Genomic DNA, 14,677 nt, shown 5'->3' with positions numbered 1-14,677 from the left:
ATGAGTAAAGCCTTAAGTAGAAAGCACGGAAAGCAGACTACAGGCTGGCTCATCTTTGCATGCCCGCTTCCCCTTTTAGGATGGAAGGCTGGAAGTAGACAGACAAGGATTGGAGTGAATGCGATGGGGAAGCCAACTGGATTTATGGAGTATAAGAGAGAAACAACAAAAAAGCGTGATCCGTTCGAGCGGACGAAAAGCTGGCAGGAGTTTCATATTTTAATGCCTGAACCAGTTTTACGTCAGCAAGGTGCTCGTTGTATGGATTGCGGGGTGCCTTTTTGTCAGACAGGCACGACGATGGACGGTTCAGGTGAGATCGGCTGTCCGGTATATAATTTAATTCCGGAATGGAATGATTTGGTTTATCACGGAAAGTGGAAGGAAGCATTGGAGCGTCTGCACAAGACGAATAATTTCCCTGAATTTACAGGACGGGTCTGTCCGGCGCCTTGTGAGGGTTCCTGTACCGTCGCGATTTCCGATGAGGCCGTTTCGATTAAAAGCATTGAGTTTCATATCGTTGAACGCGGATTTCAGGAAGGCTGGATCGTGCCTCAGCCACCGGCGAAGCGCACTGGAAAAACGGTTGCTGTCGTTGGTTCAGGGCCGGCCGGCTTAGCTGCTGCGGCTCAATTAAATAAAGCGGGCCATACGGTGACGGTCTTTGAACGTGAGGACCGGATTGGCGGCTTGCTAACATACGGCATTCCGGATGTGAAGCTTGCCTACCATGTCGTCGAGCGCCGCGTCAAAATTCTTGAAGAGGAAGGCGTTATGTTCAAGGCGAACGTCGAAATTGGCAAGGATATACCGGCTGCCCAGCTGAAAAACGATTTTGATGCTGTTTTGCTCTGCACGGGGGCGACGAAGCCGCGTGATGTGGAAGTAGAAGGCCGCGAGCTAAAAGGGATTCATTTTGCGATGGATTTTCTCACGGCAAATACGAAGAGCCTGCTTAACTCCAACCATCAGGATAACAACTACATTTCCGCGGAAGGGAAAAATGTTATCGTGATTGGCGGCGGAGATACCGGGGTCGATTGTATTACGACATCTGTCCGTCATGGGGCAAAATCCATTACGCAATTTGATATTAATAAGCAGAAGCCTGGTGTCCGTGATGAGGAGAAAAACCCTTGGCCGCTGTTTCCAATTGTGCATCAAGTTGAGGATGGCCAAAAGGAAGCACAGGCGGTTTACGGCAGTGATCCGCGCAGCTATCAGGTTAGTACGACAAAGTTTGTCGGTGACGAACACGGCAACGTAAAAGAATTGCACACGATTGACGTTGAAACGAAATTTGATGAAAACGGACGGAAGACGCGGACGCCGATTCCAGGGACGGAAAAAGTATGGCCGGCTGACCTGGTATTGCTTGCTGTCGGTTTTACCGGTCCGGAAGAGCGTATCATCGAAGAGCTGTCACTTGCTACAACGGCGCGTCAAACGATTGAGGCGGCATACGGCAAGTATGCGACGAGTGTAGACGGTGTTTTTGCTGCCGGCGATAATCGCCGCGGCCAAAGCCTGGTCGTCTGGGCGATTCATGAAGGAAGAGAAGCAGCAAGAGAATGTGATCGTTATTTGATGGGAAGCTCTAATTTACCATAAGATGTTATAAGCTTGTAACGATTTTGTAATAGCCTTTTTCATTGTTTCATGAGAAAATGAAAATAGAGAGAAAATTGTAACAATGAAAGGGCGACTCATGATGTTTCCATGGATGAAGCGTGGTATCGTCATATCATCGGCCTTGTTGACACTTGGAATGTTTGTTCCTTTCGACTTTGTTCGGGAGGTCCATGCAGACGAGCCGCAGAGGGCACTGGATGAAAATAACGACAACCCACTAATTTATAAAGTTGATCAGGATAATTATGATCTATTTCATGAAGTGCTTCCGGCGAAGACGGAGCACTATATTCACCGCGATATTACATCGGCTGAGGTGCTGCAGCAATATTTCGTGAAGCAGGCTTATGAGCAAAGCTTGAATAAGTTCGGAACGGCAATTTCTCAACGGATCAATAAGCCCTTTGCGGAGGAAATATTGCCGCGTCTGACAACTGGGCTGATCGATACCGCCCGGACGTTTACAGAAGAGGACTGGAAGCACGTCAAGCTTTCGGTTCAGCCTGCCTCGGGGTTGGGAGAGAAGATTGTTCACTTGTACAATGATGAAAGCGGAACGGACTATTTTCGCTTTCATGTTCGGCGTGACCAGCCGCCGAAGCAAGGCTACTTCTTTAATTTTCATTATCACACATACCTCGATCAATATGAACGTCACCATGAATTGGGGACGATTTACTGGGGAAAGGACATGCCTCCCCAATGGAACGGAGAAGACCGCGTCTAAATGGATGCGGTTTTTTCTATGGAGGCGGGCTGCTCAGCCCGAGGAAACGCTGACTCTCCTTTCCATCGTGATCATGAACAAGGAAAATGGAGAACGATGACAAAAGCTGGCCGGCCATGATAGAATAAAGGTACTATTTAGCAGGAGCAGAGTAACGTAAACAAAAAGAAGTATGTATGATATGGAGTGGAGCATATGGCTAAACAAAGATGGCTGTTATTGCCGGCAGCGTTGCTTTTTGTGACGATTTGGACACTTGTGATTGTTCAGTTTCTGCAGACAGGCTCAACAGATGATGTCTCGCTGGAGGAAACAGCTGAAGCAGCTGATCCATTCACTGAGCAACAACGAACGGATGATGGTGAGGAAGAAGGAAGTACAGTTGCCGACGCAGGAGAAGGGAAAGGGGAGGACTCGTCAGAAGCGGACACAATCAATTTAACCGAGTTTGACTTTAATGACATCTCTACTCCGGCCGGGGTGCCGATTGATGGAATATTATCAAAGCTTCACCTTGATTGACTTGTTCATCATTTTTTCGCAAATCAAGCTCTAACTTGAGGATGATATTTGGTAGGATAAGAGGGGAGTATCATGTCTGAACTATGAGGGGGATTTGCGTGGATGCACAAGTAGATAGAAAAGCAAGACCGCCGTGGCTGAAGTGGATCTTGCGGATCGTTCTGAGCTACATCGCTTTACTTGCCATTATTTTATCCATAACGATCATTGTCATTTTAGTTACCTTTGGCTTCATTGTCATTGATGCCTTCACTCACTCTACATCATTGGAAGAGTTTTCGACAAAGTATTTAGTACCTGTGTCAGAATTTATGTGGCGGGCCTTTACATGGCTCATTCCGGGCCTATGATGGAACAGGACTTAGTTATCATTTTAGCCGTATTTGGTTTCTTTCTGTTGACTGGCATTTTTGGTATGATCGGGATTTATAGCATCTTTCAACAGAAAAAGAAGCGGGCGATGTGGAGCTTTGGAATTGGATTTGTGATGATTGCGGCCTATTTACTGCTGATGTTCGGCAGTGGATTTGTCACAAGATAAGGGGGAGATCAGCAGTGGAACGCCAGTATGTCCGGGCTGTTTACAAAACAGGGGTTTATATCGCCGAACTGCTTGAAGAGCAGCCTGCCAATCAGCGCGCTCTCGTAAAAGTGGCGGCGGTTTTAAAGCACCCGATGCAGGGTGATCTGCATCATCCGAAGGAAGCGGATGTCCCGCTTTTTCATCAGCGGAAAGCACTGGCTGAATTCGAAAAAACGTGGGTCCCGCTCTCGTCGATGAAGCCGTATGAAGGTGAAATTCCTTCGTATCAAGAATCACTGAAAGAAGCGTTTCAAAAGGAGCTTGCCAATTGTCAGCAGCTTGATAGTGAGTGGGCGAGAAAATGCGAAGAAAAGCTGAAAGAATGTGAAAAAGAGTATGGGTGGTGAAAGCTCCCATACTCTTTTTGCGTATCGTCGGATTATTCACCGTCATAAAGCCATAAGCGGGTGCTTAAGTCGAGCAAAAATAAATCGTCGGCATCATCGAGCGAACAGCCTGTTAAGCTTTCGATTTTCCGGAGGCGATAGAGGAGCGATTGCCGATGAAGATTAAGCTCGCGCGCTGTCTGACTGACGTTTTGCCGGTTGCGGTGATACGTGGTAAACGTGTGAAGCAGATCAATTTGCCTTTCCTCGCTATAACGCAGCAAGGCCGTCAAGATCGAGCCGGTAATCTCCAGCAGCTCGTTGTTTTGATAAATGCTTTCCAGGATGCGGTCGACCTTTGTATCCGAGAACGTCGAAATGGACGGGATACCTTTCCGCTTGCGGCCGATCTCCAGCGCCCGCTTCGCCTCCAAATAGCTCGTATGGAAGCAGGAATAGCCATACTGCTTGGCGATCCCCCACGACAGCGTGAGAGAAGGGTAAAGCAGTTGCAGCCGCTCTGTAAATTTTTTAATATAGATCATCGCCTGGGAGCTGGCCGGTTCATGGGTGATTTCAAGAAAAATAATTAATTCCTGCTGCTGATAGGTGACCATCGATTTGAGCGCCATCGATTTGGCAATGCTTTCAGCCTCCTCTTCCATATAGCGGATGCATTCATGAAGCCAGTGATCGAAGGAAATCGTCACATGACTCGCTGCCTGGAATGCCTGTTCGACCTGCTCTGCTTTGGCAACAAGAGCGAGATAGGGCAGGTTGATTTGATAGCTGAGTGATTTCGCCCGTGAGAGCATCGCTTCCTTTGTCGCAATCGCCCCGCGCGACAGCTCCCACACAAAATCATCACGTAGGCGCCACTCGGTTTCTTTTGCTGCTTGTTGATGAAAGAAGTGAATCGCCACGGCGGTGGCAACATGCTCAAGCAGGCTGACCCACTCCTGATGCTCCTCTTCACTGAATGGCTCCTCTCCAAAGCCGCCAACGACGATGTAGCCCTGAATCGCTGCACCGGAATGAATCGTCAGCTGCAGCGCATAGCCATCCTTATAGGCGAGCCAATCAAAGCCACTGTTCACATGCTGATAAATTCCGTCATCCACTAATTGTTTGTGAAGAAAGACGAGCCATTTCTCCTGAAGGTCCGGATGGACGGCTTTCGATTTACCGAGAATCACGCCTCTTTTATCCGCAATCAGGATGTCACAAGTCAGCGTACTGGCGACATGGTCGGCTACGGTATGGAGCGATTGACCGGAGAGAATATAATGCAGCAACGATTTGCGCAACGCCTCGATCTTCTCCAAATTTTCCCGCTTTCGTTGATGAATTCGGGCAAAGACAGCTTCGAGAATGTCGGAAAAACGAACCTCCCAGTCCACTGTCAGCAGAATGAACTGCTTTGCCTGGGCCAGCTCGATAACAGAAGCGGGAATTTGCTTGACATAAGGTCCTAAAGCGACAGCGAGTCCGGCTGCTTTTGCCGCGATCACTTCGTCTACAAATTGATGGAAGCTGTCTTCATCGCGGCACGAGACGCCGGAAGTAAGCACGAATTCATCCTGCCGGACAAATGACTCGACAGGCGTTTCGATCACGGATACGCCTTTTACAACGGTTGTTTCCATTTTCTCTGTACCGGAGCAGAGAATGGAATGTTCGAATAATGGCAGACTGTACACCTCTTGCATCGTTATCCCCATTCACTTCACTCCTTCCATCACCTGAACAGCTTTTGTTTTTTCCTATTGTATAAGAAGAAAGGAACGCCGGACAATCTTTCTTTTCTCCTCATCTATAGCCTATTGCTAAAAATAGATGAAAATCATCGATAATCTTCATACAATTTGGTCAATGTTTTTTCTGATTATTCTGAGTAAGATGGAACTACATACTGGTAAAGGGGTGGTTTCATGGGAGCATATGAAGGAATGAACAAGGCAACGCAGGTCGTCTGGTCGGGGGAGAAGAACTATTTGGCCCATGGAGCAACGCAGGTTCCGGTTGTTCATAGTGTAGCATACGGATACGACGACATTGATGAATGGTATGAAGTGGCGATTGGAAAACGGGACGGGCATATTTACGGCCGCAATACGAATCCAACCGTCCAGGCCTTTGAGGAAAAAGTGAAAGAGCTGGAAGGAGCAGAAGCGGCAACGAGCTGTTCAACCGGAATGGCGGCGATCTCTAATGCGCTCATGACCGTATTGAGACCGGGCGACCGCCTCGTCTCAATCAAGGACACGTACGGCGGGACGAATAAAATCTTTTCCGAATTTCTGCCTCAGCTGCAAATCGAGGTCGAGCTTGTCGAAACGGGCAATCATGAGCAGATGGAAGCAGAAATCGAAAAAGGCTGCAGGCTCGTCTATTTGGAAACACCAACGAATCCAACGGTGAAAATAACGGACATCCGCCGGATTGTGCAAGCGGCAAAACAGTCGGGAGCACTCGTTTTCGTCGATAATACGTTCGCGACACCGATTAATCAAAATCCACTGGCGCTCGGAGCGGATCTTGTCATTCACAGTGCGACTAAATTTCTCGGCGGGCATGCCGATGCGCTTGGCGGTGTCGTTTGCGGTGATCGTCAGCTCGTTGAAGCGATTTACCATTACCGCGAAATAAATGGCGCCTCACTTGATCCGATGGCAGCCTATCTGTTGCTGCGAGGAATGAAAACATTAAAGCTGCGCGTTGAAAAGCAGCAGGAGAACGCCCTCGCGGTAGCACGTTATTTAAGCGAGCATGAAAAAGTCGCAAGCGTTTATTATCCCGGGCTTCCGACTCATCCGAACCATCAGATTGCCCGGGAGCAGATGAGCGGCTTCGGCGGAATGCTGAGCTTTGCCTTAAAAGGAGGGCTGGAAGCGGTCAGACAATTTTTGCCACAGCTTGAGATCGCACATCGTGCCGCAAATCTCGGCGCGGTGGAAACAACGGTTGGGCCGGCGCGGACGACAAGTCATGTCGAGAACACGCCGGAGGAGCGGGCGGCGCTTGGCATTCCGGAAGGCCTTGTCCGTTATTCAGCCGGAATTGAAGATCAAGGTGATTTGCTGGCGGATTTGAAGCAGGCTCTTGAAGCCGTGAACGAAGGATGACAGCAGCCGAACAGTTAATCATCTGGCGCCGTCATCTCCATCGCTATCCTGAGCTTAGCTTTGCCGAGCATAAAACGACTGCCTATATCGTTGAGCAATTAGCCGGTCTGCCTGGCGTAACGCTTCATACCGGCAAGGAAACAATCGGGCTTGATACCGGCGTCCTGGCCACGGTCGGAAACGGGGAAGCGCCAGTCATTGGCTTGCGAGCCGATATTGACGCCCTGCCGATTGAAGAGAAAACCGGAGCCGATTATCAGTCTGTCCACCGCGGCATCATGCATGCCTGTGGGCATGACGGTCATACAGCGATGCTGCTTGGCGCGGTCCATCGCTTAAGCGAATTGCATGAAAGCGGCAAGCTGAAAGGCACGGTCAAATGTCTGTTTCAGCCGGCGGAAGAAACGAGTGATGAACAAGGCTTGACGGGCGCCCAGCATATACTGGCTTCTGGAATTCTTGATGATGTCATGGCGATGATCGCCCTTCATCTTGACCCGGAGCTTCCATATAAGCAGATTAAGCTTTGTTCGGGAATTGTGATGGCGAATGTCGATACGTTTTCGATCGTCATTAGCGGGACGGGTGGGCATGGAGCCTATCCGGAGCAGGCTGTTGATCCGATCTGGCTGACTTCGCTGATTCTCCCCGGATTGTATGGGATCCCGGCGCGGAAAATCGCGGCGCTGGAGCCGGCGGTGTTAAGTATCGGCAGGCTTGAGGCTGGCAGCTCGGCAAATGTCATTCCGTCACAGGTCAGGCTCAATGGGACGATTCGAACCTATTCAATCGCGGCGAGAGGGCAAATGGAAATAGCGCTGCGTCATGTTCTTGAGAGTGTAAAAGCATATGGAGGGAGCTATGAGCTGACGATGGAACACGGAGAACCAGCTCTAAAAAATGCGCCGGAAATAGTGAAGCTGCTCGAAGAAACAGTACGTTCGGTTGAGCCGGAAATAGCGATTCACGAGCAGCCGTACGGAATGGGCAGCGAGGATTTTAGTCATCTGGCAGCTCAGTGGCCGGGAGCCATGCTTTTTCTCGGGGCGGGCCTTCCGCAGCAGACGGCGCTTCACCAGCCAACATTTGATTTTAATGAGGCGGCACTTGAGCTTGGTACGAACATTCTCGTCGAAGCAGGCCTCCGCCTGTTATCCGGTAAAGCGCTATCCACCATCCAATGAGAATGACAGCGATTGGATCCGATAGGATGGCATAATGGAGAATCAACAAGAAAAAAGGAGGGTGGAGCATTTGTTCCCGTTATCAGAATATAAGCAAAGGCTGGAAAAGGTAAAAAGCAGAATGGTTGATGTCGGCATTGATGTGCTCCTCATTTCCAATCCTTCGAATATGTACTATGTCAGTCATTATGCGGCCTGGAGCTTTTACGTTCATCAGATGATGATCGTGACGCTGGACGATGACCAGCCGCTATGGATCGGCAGACAGATGGATGCAGGGGGCGTCGCCAAAACAACGTGGCTTGATGAACAGCATATTATTGCCTATCCGGATTATTATGTCCAGTCTACAGAAAGACACCCGATTGATTTTATCGCCAATATTTTAACGGAAATCGGTCAAGGAAGCCGCGTCATCGGGGTCGAGATGGACGCCCATTACTTTACCGCTTTAAGCTATGAGCGGCTGAAGCACGGCTTGCCAAACGCGAAGCTAAAGGACACGTCAAGTCTTGTAAACGGCGTTCGTTTGATCAAATCAGAGCAGGAAATTGTCTACATGAAGAAAGCGGCGAAGATTGTGGAGAAAGCGATGAAGGCTGCTTACGAGGCCGTCGCCCCAGGAGTGAGGGAGTGTGATGTCGCCGCTGCGATCTCGCATGCGCAAGTTCAGGGGACGGCTGAGTTCGGTGGTGATTATCCATCCATCGTGCCGATGCTGCCGACGAATGAGAAGACGGCCTGCCCGCATTTGACCTGGACAGAACGGCGCTATGTAGAAGGGGATTTTTTGACAATTGAAATTGCCGGCGTCTATCAGCGCTACCATACGCCGATGGCGAGAACGATGGCGGTCGGCCGCGCCCCGCAGCATGTCAAGGAAATGGCTGCTGTCGTCCAGGAAGGAATCGCGACAACGCTGGCAGCGATTAAGCCGGGGATGCTCGCCGAGGAAGTGGAGCAGGTGTGGCGGCAAACGATCGGAAAGTACGGCTTTCATAAAAGCTCGCGTCTCGGCTATTCAGTCGGGTTAAGCTTCCCGCCAGACTGGGGCGAGCATACAGTCAGTTTTCGGCCGGGAGATCAAACCGTCCTGCAACCGAATATGACGTTTCACTTAATGCCAGGCTTATGGTACGACGACTATGGTGTGGAGATTACGGAAACAATTCGCATTACCAACCGTGGCGTAGAAACGATGACAGCTTTCCCACGGGATTTGTACGAAAAACCGGTCATCTCCATCATTCCGGACGAACACACATCGTAGAACGCACAGGCTTTCGGGTCGACGAAGCTGCTGAAAAAGGACGATTTACACTTTTTCAGCAGCTTTTTTCTTCGAGGTACGAAATAGGACGTTTTTCAATGACCTCCTGATTTCCGGCCTTTTCAAGAAAGCGCTTTCTACAAATTTTGGAAAAAAAGTCGTAGCGAAGGCGATTTGACAGTGGTAAGATGGGAGGTAGACAAAAGGGAGAGAGAAAAACTGGAGTGGAGAAAATGAAAGAGAAATCATTAATTTTTACGTACTGTGTCATTTTTGTCGTGATGATCATCTGGGGGCTGAACATCGTTTTGTTGAAGCTGCTCGTGGATGCCTTCCCGCCGGCAACGATGACGAGCTTCCGTATCATGCTTGCGGGTGTAGTGGCGATTGCCATTGTCCTTTTCAGTAAGCAAATGAGAAAAATGACGAAAAAGGAATGGCAGCTGACGCTTTTAGCAACAGCTTTCGGCGTCGTCGGCCATCATTTCTTTTTATCGCAAGGGTTAACGTTAACGAATGCTTCAAATACGGTGCTGATCCTCGCATTGTTGCCGTTGACGACCTTTTTGTTCGCTGTGATCTTTTTAGGAGACCGTTTAACAAAATGGCGCTTCTTTGGCATTGTGATGGCCTTTATCGGCGTCATGTTCATTCAGGGACTCGGCGGCGGTAACTGGGCGGTACAAACGGGCGAGCTGTATGTGTTTATCGCGATGGTGATGCAGGCGATCAGCTTTATTTATATTAAAAAAGCGACCGCTACGCTTGATTCAAAACAGATGACGTCGTTTATGCTGTTATTTGGCTCAATCGGATTGCTTGGTTTAAGCTTAATGTTGGAACCAACAGGGCCGTCAGCCTTAGTCGGTGCGCCGTTTTATCTATATGTTCTGTTTTTCCTGTCAGCTGTCGTTGCCACGGCTTTAGGGCACTTTTTATTTAACGCGGCGATTCAGCAAATCGGGGCAGGCCAAACCGCGCTTTTCAATAATTTCGTTCCATTCTTTGGTCTGGTCAGCTCGGCGATTTTTTTAGGGGAAAAAATCTACTGGTATCAAACATTTGGCTTTGTCTTTATTGTGCTCGGTGTTCTGTTTGGCACTGGTTATATTGAACGGGCTTGGGCAAAGCATCATCCTGTAGCTAAAAAGGCTGTGTAAAACGTTATACGAAAAAGGGTCTTCCCAAAAGCGTTAGCTTTTTGGGAAGACCCTTTTTACGTAAGCTGTTAACTTACAAAGAAATTCATCGTCGGTGTGATCACGCTTTTCAGCTGCTGTTGCTGCTCTGCGGAGAGCGGCACAAGCGGTAAGCGGACAGGGCCGGCTTTAATCCCCTGCATTTCGAGGGCAGCCTTTACCGGAGTCGGGTTCGGCGCCATAAACAGCGATTTCATTATAGGCAGAAGCTGGCGATGCTGCAGGGCAGCTGCTTGAACCTGTCCTGCCTGAAAATTGCGGACCATTTGCTGCATTTCGTTACCGATAATGTGCGAGGCGACTGAAACGACGCCAATGCCGCCGATGGAAAGAATCGGCAATGTCAGGCTGTCATCTCCACTATATAGAGAGAAGCCGTCTGGCGCACCTTCAATAATCGCCGCCATTGCTTCTAAATCAGCGCTTGCTTCTTTCGTCGCCACGATGTTCGGAATCTGGGCAAGACGCAACGTTGTTTCAACCGACATCGTCACTGCACTGCGGCCAGGGATGTTATATAACATCACCGGAAGCTTTGTAGACCGGGCGATCGTGCTGAAATGGGCAAAGATCCCTTCCTGTGAAGGCTTATTATAATAAGGAACGACAAGCATAATGCCATCTACACCGAGCTTTTCAGCTTTTTGCGTCAGCTCGATGGAAGCCTGTGTATTATTCGAACCTGTACCGGCAATAACCGGAACCTTACCGTCTGCTGCTTTTACAACCGTTTCAAACAATAAGCATTTTTCTTCTGTTGATAAAGTTGGCGATTCACCAGTTGTTCCACCAACGACCAATGCGTCTGAGCCATTTGAGATTAAATGGGCGACAAGCTCCTTTGTTGCTTCAACATCAACTTGTCCATGCTGATTAAACGGTGTCACCATCGCTGTTAGAATACGTCCGAAATTCATCCTTATTCACCCTCAATTCTAAAAAGTTTACATACGTTGTTTGGGCTACTTTGGGAGGCACAAAAAAACAACAACGAGCTCTCGACTCATTGTTGCAGGCTAGCTGTACGTCAGTACATAAACGACGCTAGACCAAATCAATGTGTGAGATAGCCCTCCATATAGCAAACGCTATATGACAGTCCTGTATTTATTCAATACAGTCCCAGCCAACGGACTATGAGCTTCCGTTAACTTCGGCAAATTCCCCTTTCGACTTGCTTCTTCAGAGCTCATACTCCTCGACAAGCTTACTTATGGCATTTGCGCCTCTACCCTCACTTCAGCGTATGAAGTAAGTTCTTACATGAATTTGTGTCTACCTTAACAGATGCTGCTAATAATTGCAATACTTTAGGGCGAATTTCAATTATTTCGTAAAAAGATTGATCAAAGCCGTTGCGCCGCTTCTGGTCAAGATGAAGGTGATTCACAGGAAAACACAGGTTGCTCGAATCACCCATCTGTCCGATTATTTCATTAAGAAAGGCACCATTTTCGCCTGCAATTGGTTGAGCAGCTTGTCAAGCTCCTGGCTGCACTGTACGGTGACGTCGGCGGTCAATCCGTATGTTTTGGCAAGTGTCAACATTTGTTCCCTTTTCTGTTCGATTTTTAAATAATACATTGCTTCACTCCATCTTATATTTTGCAAAATGCACATTGTTTTTATCTATCACAATGCTACATTATACCCGGTTTTTGTAAATAAAAAAGCAATTCCACGAAAGTAGTCAGAAAAAATGAAAATCCCCGAAAGTTCGACACTTTTCTCTGTGGAGTGTTGCACCATTCCTGTTGAATATTGCAAGAGTGAAATAAAAAGAATGTCGTAAACTAAACAAAAAGAAGGGAGGTACCAATGAAAAAAATCATTTCGATCATCCTTATAATGGGCATTCTTTTTTGTGGAGGATGTCAAGTAGAACAAAAGTCTGTAATGGGAGCGAATTCTAATCGTGAGGAAGGATTCAGCGGCTATGGAGTAGCGCGTGTCCGTGGCTTGGAAGGCCCCTTAATGGACTTGGTCGTGCCTGATCGCGCGCCGAAAGGGTTGACGGATCCTGTACATTCCCTTCGGCATGAAGGCCAATATACGACGAATAAACGAATTTTAAGTACGAAACGCGGGGAAAGGGTGCTGAATAACCGACCGAATGTTCTGCGGGATAAATACGCTCATCGTGATAAGCCGTACTTGCAGAGGAAATCTTATCAGGCTCAAACCGAACAAACAGCGCAAGGAGAAAGACTCCGCCGCATTGAACAACGGATAGAAGCCCTTGAACATATTGAAGATGCTCATGTGCTGGCCGAAGACGATCAAATCATTATCGGCATTGAATCATATGAACAGGATCGAAAGAAACTAATCAAATCAGTCGAAAATGAAATCCGTGATGAGATTGGCGGATCAACTGTTTATATTACAACGAACCGACGTTTGATTAACCAAATGAATGCGATTGAGCATCATGTCTCCTGGCCACATCCTTTTGAAGGAGTGGGCGGCACCGTCGGCGAGCTCGCCGATCTGATTGATGATACGATTCAAGGACGCAGGTAACGGCATGCGCCGTCCGCTTATTTTCCTGAAAAAAAGTTGTGCCATCTTATGATTGGAACAACTTTTTTTCAGTTTGGTGCACTTGTTAGTAAAGGCCGTGCTCCTCGGAGACATTTAAATATTCCCGTTCCATCAGCTTATGAGCCATGACGACATTTTCATAATAAATTCTTCCGTTCGCCAGCTGTGACATATCACCGGTTTCGGCCACTGCTGTAATCAGGTCAGCGAGAGCCCGTGCTTCAATCAGCGTACTCATCTGAACCTGGAAAAAGCCATTAAATTCAGGCGGGGGCGACAACGTTTGCAGCTGCTCACTCTGCGCTTCAAAGGCCGTTAAGGCGGCATAAATGTGATCGAGCTCTCCCTCGCCCAAGTTCGGAGTATCAAAATAGGGAGAAATTTGCTGCAACAGCTCGCCGGATTGTGAAAGATAGTAGCCAACTTCACTGGCAAAAGACTGGAGGTCGTTCGTCTGCAAGCCGCGAACTTTATTTTGATCTGTATTGTTGGAATGAAGAGCTAAGCTGTCTGCTCGTTTATGCTGCTCTGCATCGAGATTTTTCATCAGGTCGTCCTGCGGATTCATTGCACAGCCAAAAAGCAGCAAAAATAAAGGAAGCATAAAGGTGAGGAAGGCTCGACTAAACACGTATCTTCAACTCTCTTTCATAACCAATTTTTCTTTAGTATGGAAGCTGACGCTTTTTTTATGCATGACTGCCTCCGGTAAACCGTATACATGGTAGAAAGGCATGAAGGGGGAGCGGAGCGTGATGGTGACCGTGTTTAGTATTTGCTTTTTTGCTTTGTTTTTTGGGGTGATGATGTTCGGAAATCATCTGTCTCATATTATCGAAACGATCGTCAACAAACGAGCCGATGAACAATTACTGCAAATTGAGCAACAGCTGAAAAAGAATTAAAACCGTTGTGGTGAAGGGGAGAGAACCTTGCCACACTTTTTTTTGAAACAAAATACATTATGTAATAATACAATTTCCCGAAAAAGGTTGACTATTATAGAACAGAAGAATATACTAGCGGTAAGAGAAAGAGAAGAGCACAATTGATGAATAACAAAAAACGGGAGGGAGATCATCGTGAGAAAACAGAGCAAGGAAACTGACCGCAAGCCGGTTGAAGTGAAAGAAGAGCCGACGATCCTTGAATCGATTAATGATTACTACAGCCGTACTTGATCTTGAGTAAAGGAAGAAGCTGGACAAAAGGTTGTGTTTTACCTTTTGTCCAGCCTGTAAGCTAGTTGAGTCTCAAGCTTTTCTGCTTTCTGTTATGAAACAGCAGGAGGCGGCAGGAATGGTGAAAAGTAAATTATTGCGCTTGCATTTTTGTCAATAATAAGTTATAGTAAAGTCAATGGTTGTCGACTTCATTCCCAAGATAGCTCTTTTCATTCCACTGGCGCGGTCAAGGAACCGTAAAGATGAATGAGAGGTAGGGCTTTCATCGATTGAAGATTGATACTAGATCCTTGATAACCAATTTATATTTAGTTTTGCTCATCAAATAAGAAACACAGATTCATAAGAGTTTGGTATTCACATGTTATAAGGGATATT

Annotated in this window: 16 protein-coding genes and 1 riboswitch; of the genes, 12 read left to right on the top strand and 4 right to left on the bottom strand. The window is 47.7% G+C overall.

The window, feature by feature from the left end:
- Positions 1-123: 123 nt before the first annotated feature.
- From M3202_RS05450 to kapB, 6 genes are all read left to right on the top strand, one after another.
- Positions 124-1,614 carry a glutamate synthase subunit beta gene (locus tag M3202_RS05450; RefSeq protein WP_251222629.1) on the top strand — a complete coding sequence of 497 codons (1,491 nt, stop codon included), beginning with the start codon at positions 124-126 and terminating at the stop codon, positions 1,612-1,614.
- A 100-nt stretch (positions 1,615-1,714) separates the two neighbouring features.
- A complete protein-coding gene (locus M3202_RS05445; RefSeq protein ID WP_251222333.1) occupies positions 1,715-2,362 on the top strand; it encodes a YpjP family protein in 648 nt (215 codons plus the stop codon).
- 195 nt (positions 2,363-2,557) lie between these two features.
- The gene (locus tag M3202_RS05440) at positions 2,558-2,884 is read left to right on the top strand and encodes a hypothetical protein (RefSeq protein ID WP_251222332.1); all 327 of its coding nucleotides are present in this window, start codon (positions 2,558-2,560) and stop codon (positions 2,882-2,884) included.
- Between the two features lie 98 nt (positions 2,885-2,982).
- Complete coding sequence (locus M3202_RS05435) at positions 2,983-3,234, top strand: hypothetical protein (RefSeq protein WP_251222331.1); 252 nt, start codon at positions 2,983-2,985, stop codon at positions 3,232-3,234.
- Complete coding sequence (locus M3202_RS05430; protein ID WP_251222330.1) at positions 3,213-3,425, top strand: hypothetical protein; 213 nt, start codon at positions 3,213-3,215, stop codon at positions 3,423-3,425. Before M3202_RS05435 ends, M3202_RS05430 begins: the two co-directional genes overlap by 22 nt.
- A gap of 14 nt (positions 3,426-3,439) precedes the next feature.
- Positions 3,440-3,814, top strand: coding sequence for a kinase-associated lipoprotein KapB (kapB, locus tag M3202_RS05425; RefSeq protein WP_251222329.1), 375 nt, complete (start codon positions 3,440-3,442; stop codon positions 3,812-3,814).
- Between the two features lie 32 nt (positions 3,815-3,846).
- Here kapB and M3202_RS05420 read toward each other — a convergent pair whose 3' ends face one another.
- A complete protein-coding gene (locus tag M3202_RS05420) occupies positions 3,847-5,514 on the bottom strand; it encodes a PucR family transcriptional regulator (protein WP_251222328.1) in 1,668 nt (555 codons plus the stop codon).
- A gap of 210 nt (positions 5,515-5,724) precedes the next feature.
- On the opposite strand from M3202_RS05420, the gene M3202_RS05415 reads away from it, so the two are divergent.
- The 4 genes from M3202_RS05415 (at position 5,725) to M3202_RS05400 (ending at position 10,532) form a co-directional block, all read left to right on the top strand.
- Positions 5,725-6,918, top strand: a complete 1,194-nt coding sequence (locus tag M3202_RS05415; RefSeq protein ID WP_251222327.1) for a cystathionine gamma-synthase family protein — start codon at positions 5,725-5,727, stop codon at positions 6,916-6,918.
- Complete coding sequence (locus M3202_RS05410) at positions 6,915-8,102, top strand: M20 metallopeptidase family protein (protein WP_251222326.1); 1,188 nt, start codon at positions 6,915-6,917, stop codon at positions 8,100-8,102. Before M3202_RS05415 ends, M3202_RS05410 begins: the two co-directional genes overlap by 4 nt.
- Before the next feature lie 34 nt (positions 8,103-8,136).
- The gene (locus M3202_RS05405; RefSeq protein ID WP_251222325.1) at positions 8,137-9,372 is read left to right on the top strand and encodes a M24 family metallopeptidase; all 1,236 of its coding nucleotides are present in this window, start codon (positions 8,137-8,139) and stop codon (positions 9,370-9,372) included.
- 233 nt (positions 9,373-9,605) lie between these two features.
- Positions 9,606-10,532 (top strand): DMT family transporter, encoded by a 927-nt coding sequence (locus M3202_RS05400; RefSeq protein ID WP_251222324.1) that lies wholly within the window; start codon positions 9,606-9,608, stop codon positions 10,530-10,532.
- Between the two features lie 68 nt (positions 10,533-10,600).
- Here the strand turns inward: M3202_RS05400 and dapA are convergent, their stop codons facing one another.
- Both dapA and M3202_RS05390 read right to left on the bottom strand, forming a co-directional pair.
- Positions 10,601-11,488 (bottom strand): 4-hydroxy-tetrahydrodipicolinate synthase, encoded by an 888-nt coding sequence (gene dapA, locus M3202_RS05395; RefSeq protein WP_251222323.1) that lies wholly within the window; start codon positions 11,486-11,488, stop codon positions 10,601-10,603.
- Between the two features lie 142 nt (positions 11,489-11,630).
- A riboswitch (Lysine riboswitch) is annotated at positions 11,631-11,810 on the bottom strand.
- 189 nt (positions 11,811-11,999) lie between these two features.
- Positions 12,000-12,155, bottom strand: a complete 156-nt coding sequence (locus M3202_RS05390; RefSeq protein ID WP_251222322.1) for an aspartyl-phosphate phosphatase Spo0E family protein — start codon at positions 12,153-12,155, stop codon at positions 12,000-12,002.
- A 234-nt stretch (positions 12,156-12,389) separates the two neighbouring features.
- On the opposite strand from M3202_RS05390, the gene M3202_RS05385 reads away from it, so the two are divergent.
- Positions 12,390-13,094, top strand: a complete 705-nt coding sequence (locus M3202_RS05385) for a YhcN/YlaJ family sporulation lipoprotein (RefSeq protein WP_251222321.1) — start codon at positions 12,390-12,392, stop codon at positions 13,092-13,094.
- Between the two features lie 85 nt (positions 13,095-13,179).
- Here the strand turns inward: M3202_RS05385 and M3202_RS05380 are convergent, their stop codons facing one another.
- Positions 13,180-13,746 carry a hypothetical protein gene (locus M3202_RS05380; RefSeq protein WP_251222320.1) on the bottom strand — a complete coding sequence of 189 codons (567 nt, stop codon included), beginning with the start codon at positions 13,744-13,746 and terminating at the stop codon, positions 13,180-13,182.
- Positions 13,747-13,867: 121 nt separating this feature from the next.
- Between M3202_RS05380 and M3202_RS05375 the strand changes: the two genes are divergently transcribed.
- Positions 13,868-14,020: a hypothetical protein gene (locus M3202_RS05375; protein ID WP_251222319.1), complete on the top strand. Its 153-nt coding sequence runs from the start codon at positions 13,868-13,870 to the stop codon at positions 14,018-14,020.
- The last annotated feature ends 657 nt before the right edge of the window (positions 14,021-14,677 follow it).

It is taken from the genome of Halalkalibacter oceani (assembly GCF_023715605.1).
Lineage (GTDB): Bacteria > Bacillota > Bacilli > Bacillales > Bacillaceae_D > Halalkalibacter > Halalkalibacter oceani.
The sequence above is the reverse complement of the archived record's forward strand: the minus strand, read 5'-3'. Positions and strand labels throughout refer to the sequence as shown.

Bases quoted from the DNA above. Each gene is read 5' to 3' on its own strand.
- M3202_RS05450 (WP_251222629.1), top strand. From the start codon at position 124: ATGGGGAAGCCAACTGGATTTATGGAGTATAAGAGAGAAACAACAAAA.
- M3202_RS05445 (WP_251222333.1), top strand. From the start codon at position 1,715: ATGTTTCCATGGATGAAGCGTGGTATCGTCATATCATCGGCCTTGTTG.
- M3202_RS05440 (WP_251222332.1), top strand. From the start codon at position 2,558: ATGGCTAAACAAAGATGGCTGTTATTGCCGGCAGCGTTGCTTTTTGTG.
- M3202_RS05430 (WP_251222330.1), top strand. From the start codon at position 3,213: ATGGCTCATTCCGGGCCTATGATGGAACAGGACTTAGTTATCATTTTA.
- M3202_RS05420 (WP_251222328.1), bottom strand. From the start codon at position 5,514: ATGGGGATAACGATGCAAGAGGTGTACAGTCTGCCATTATTCGAACAT.
- M3202_RS05415 (WP_251222327.1), top strand. From the start codon at position 5,725: ATGGGAGCATATGAAGGAATGAACAAGGCAACGCAGGTCGTCTGGTCG.
- M3202_RS05410 (WP_251222326.1), top strand. From the start codon at position 6,915: ATGACAGCAGCCGAACAGTTAATCATCTGGCGCCGTCATCTCCATCGC.
- M3202_RS05405 (WP_251222325.1), top strand. From the start codon at position 8,137: ATGGAGAATCAACAAGAAAAAAGGAGGGTGGAGCATTTGTTCCCGTTA.
- M3202_RS05400 (WP_251222324.1), top strand. From the start codon at position 9,606: ATGAAAGAGAAATCATTAATTTTTACGTACTGTGTCATTTTTGTCGTG.
- dapA (WP_251222323.1), bottom strand. From the start codon at position 11,488: ATGAATTTCGGACGTATTCTAACAGCGATGGTGACACCGTTTAATCAG.
- M3202_RS05390 (WP_251222322.1), bottom strand. From the start codon at position 12,155: ATGTATTATTTAAAAATCGAACAGAAAAGGGAACAAATGTTGACACTT.
- M3202_RS05385 (WP_251222321.1), top strand. From the start codon at position 12,390: ATGAAAAAAATCATTTCGATCATCCTTATAATGGGCATTCTTTTTTGT.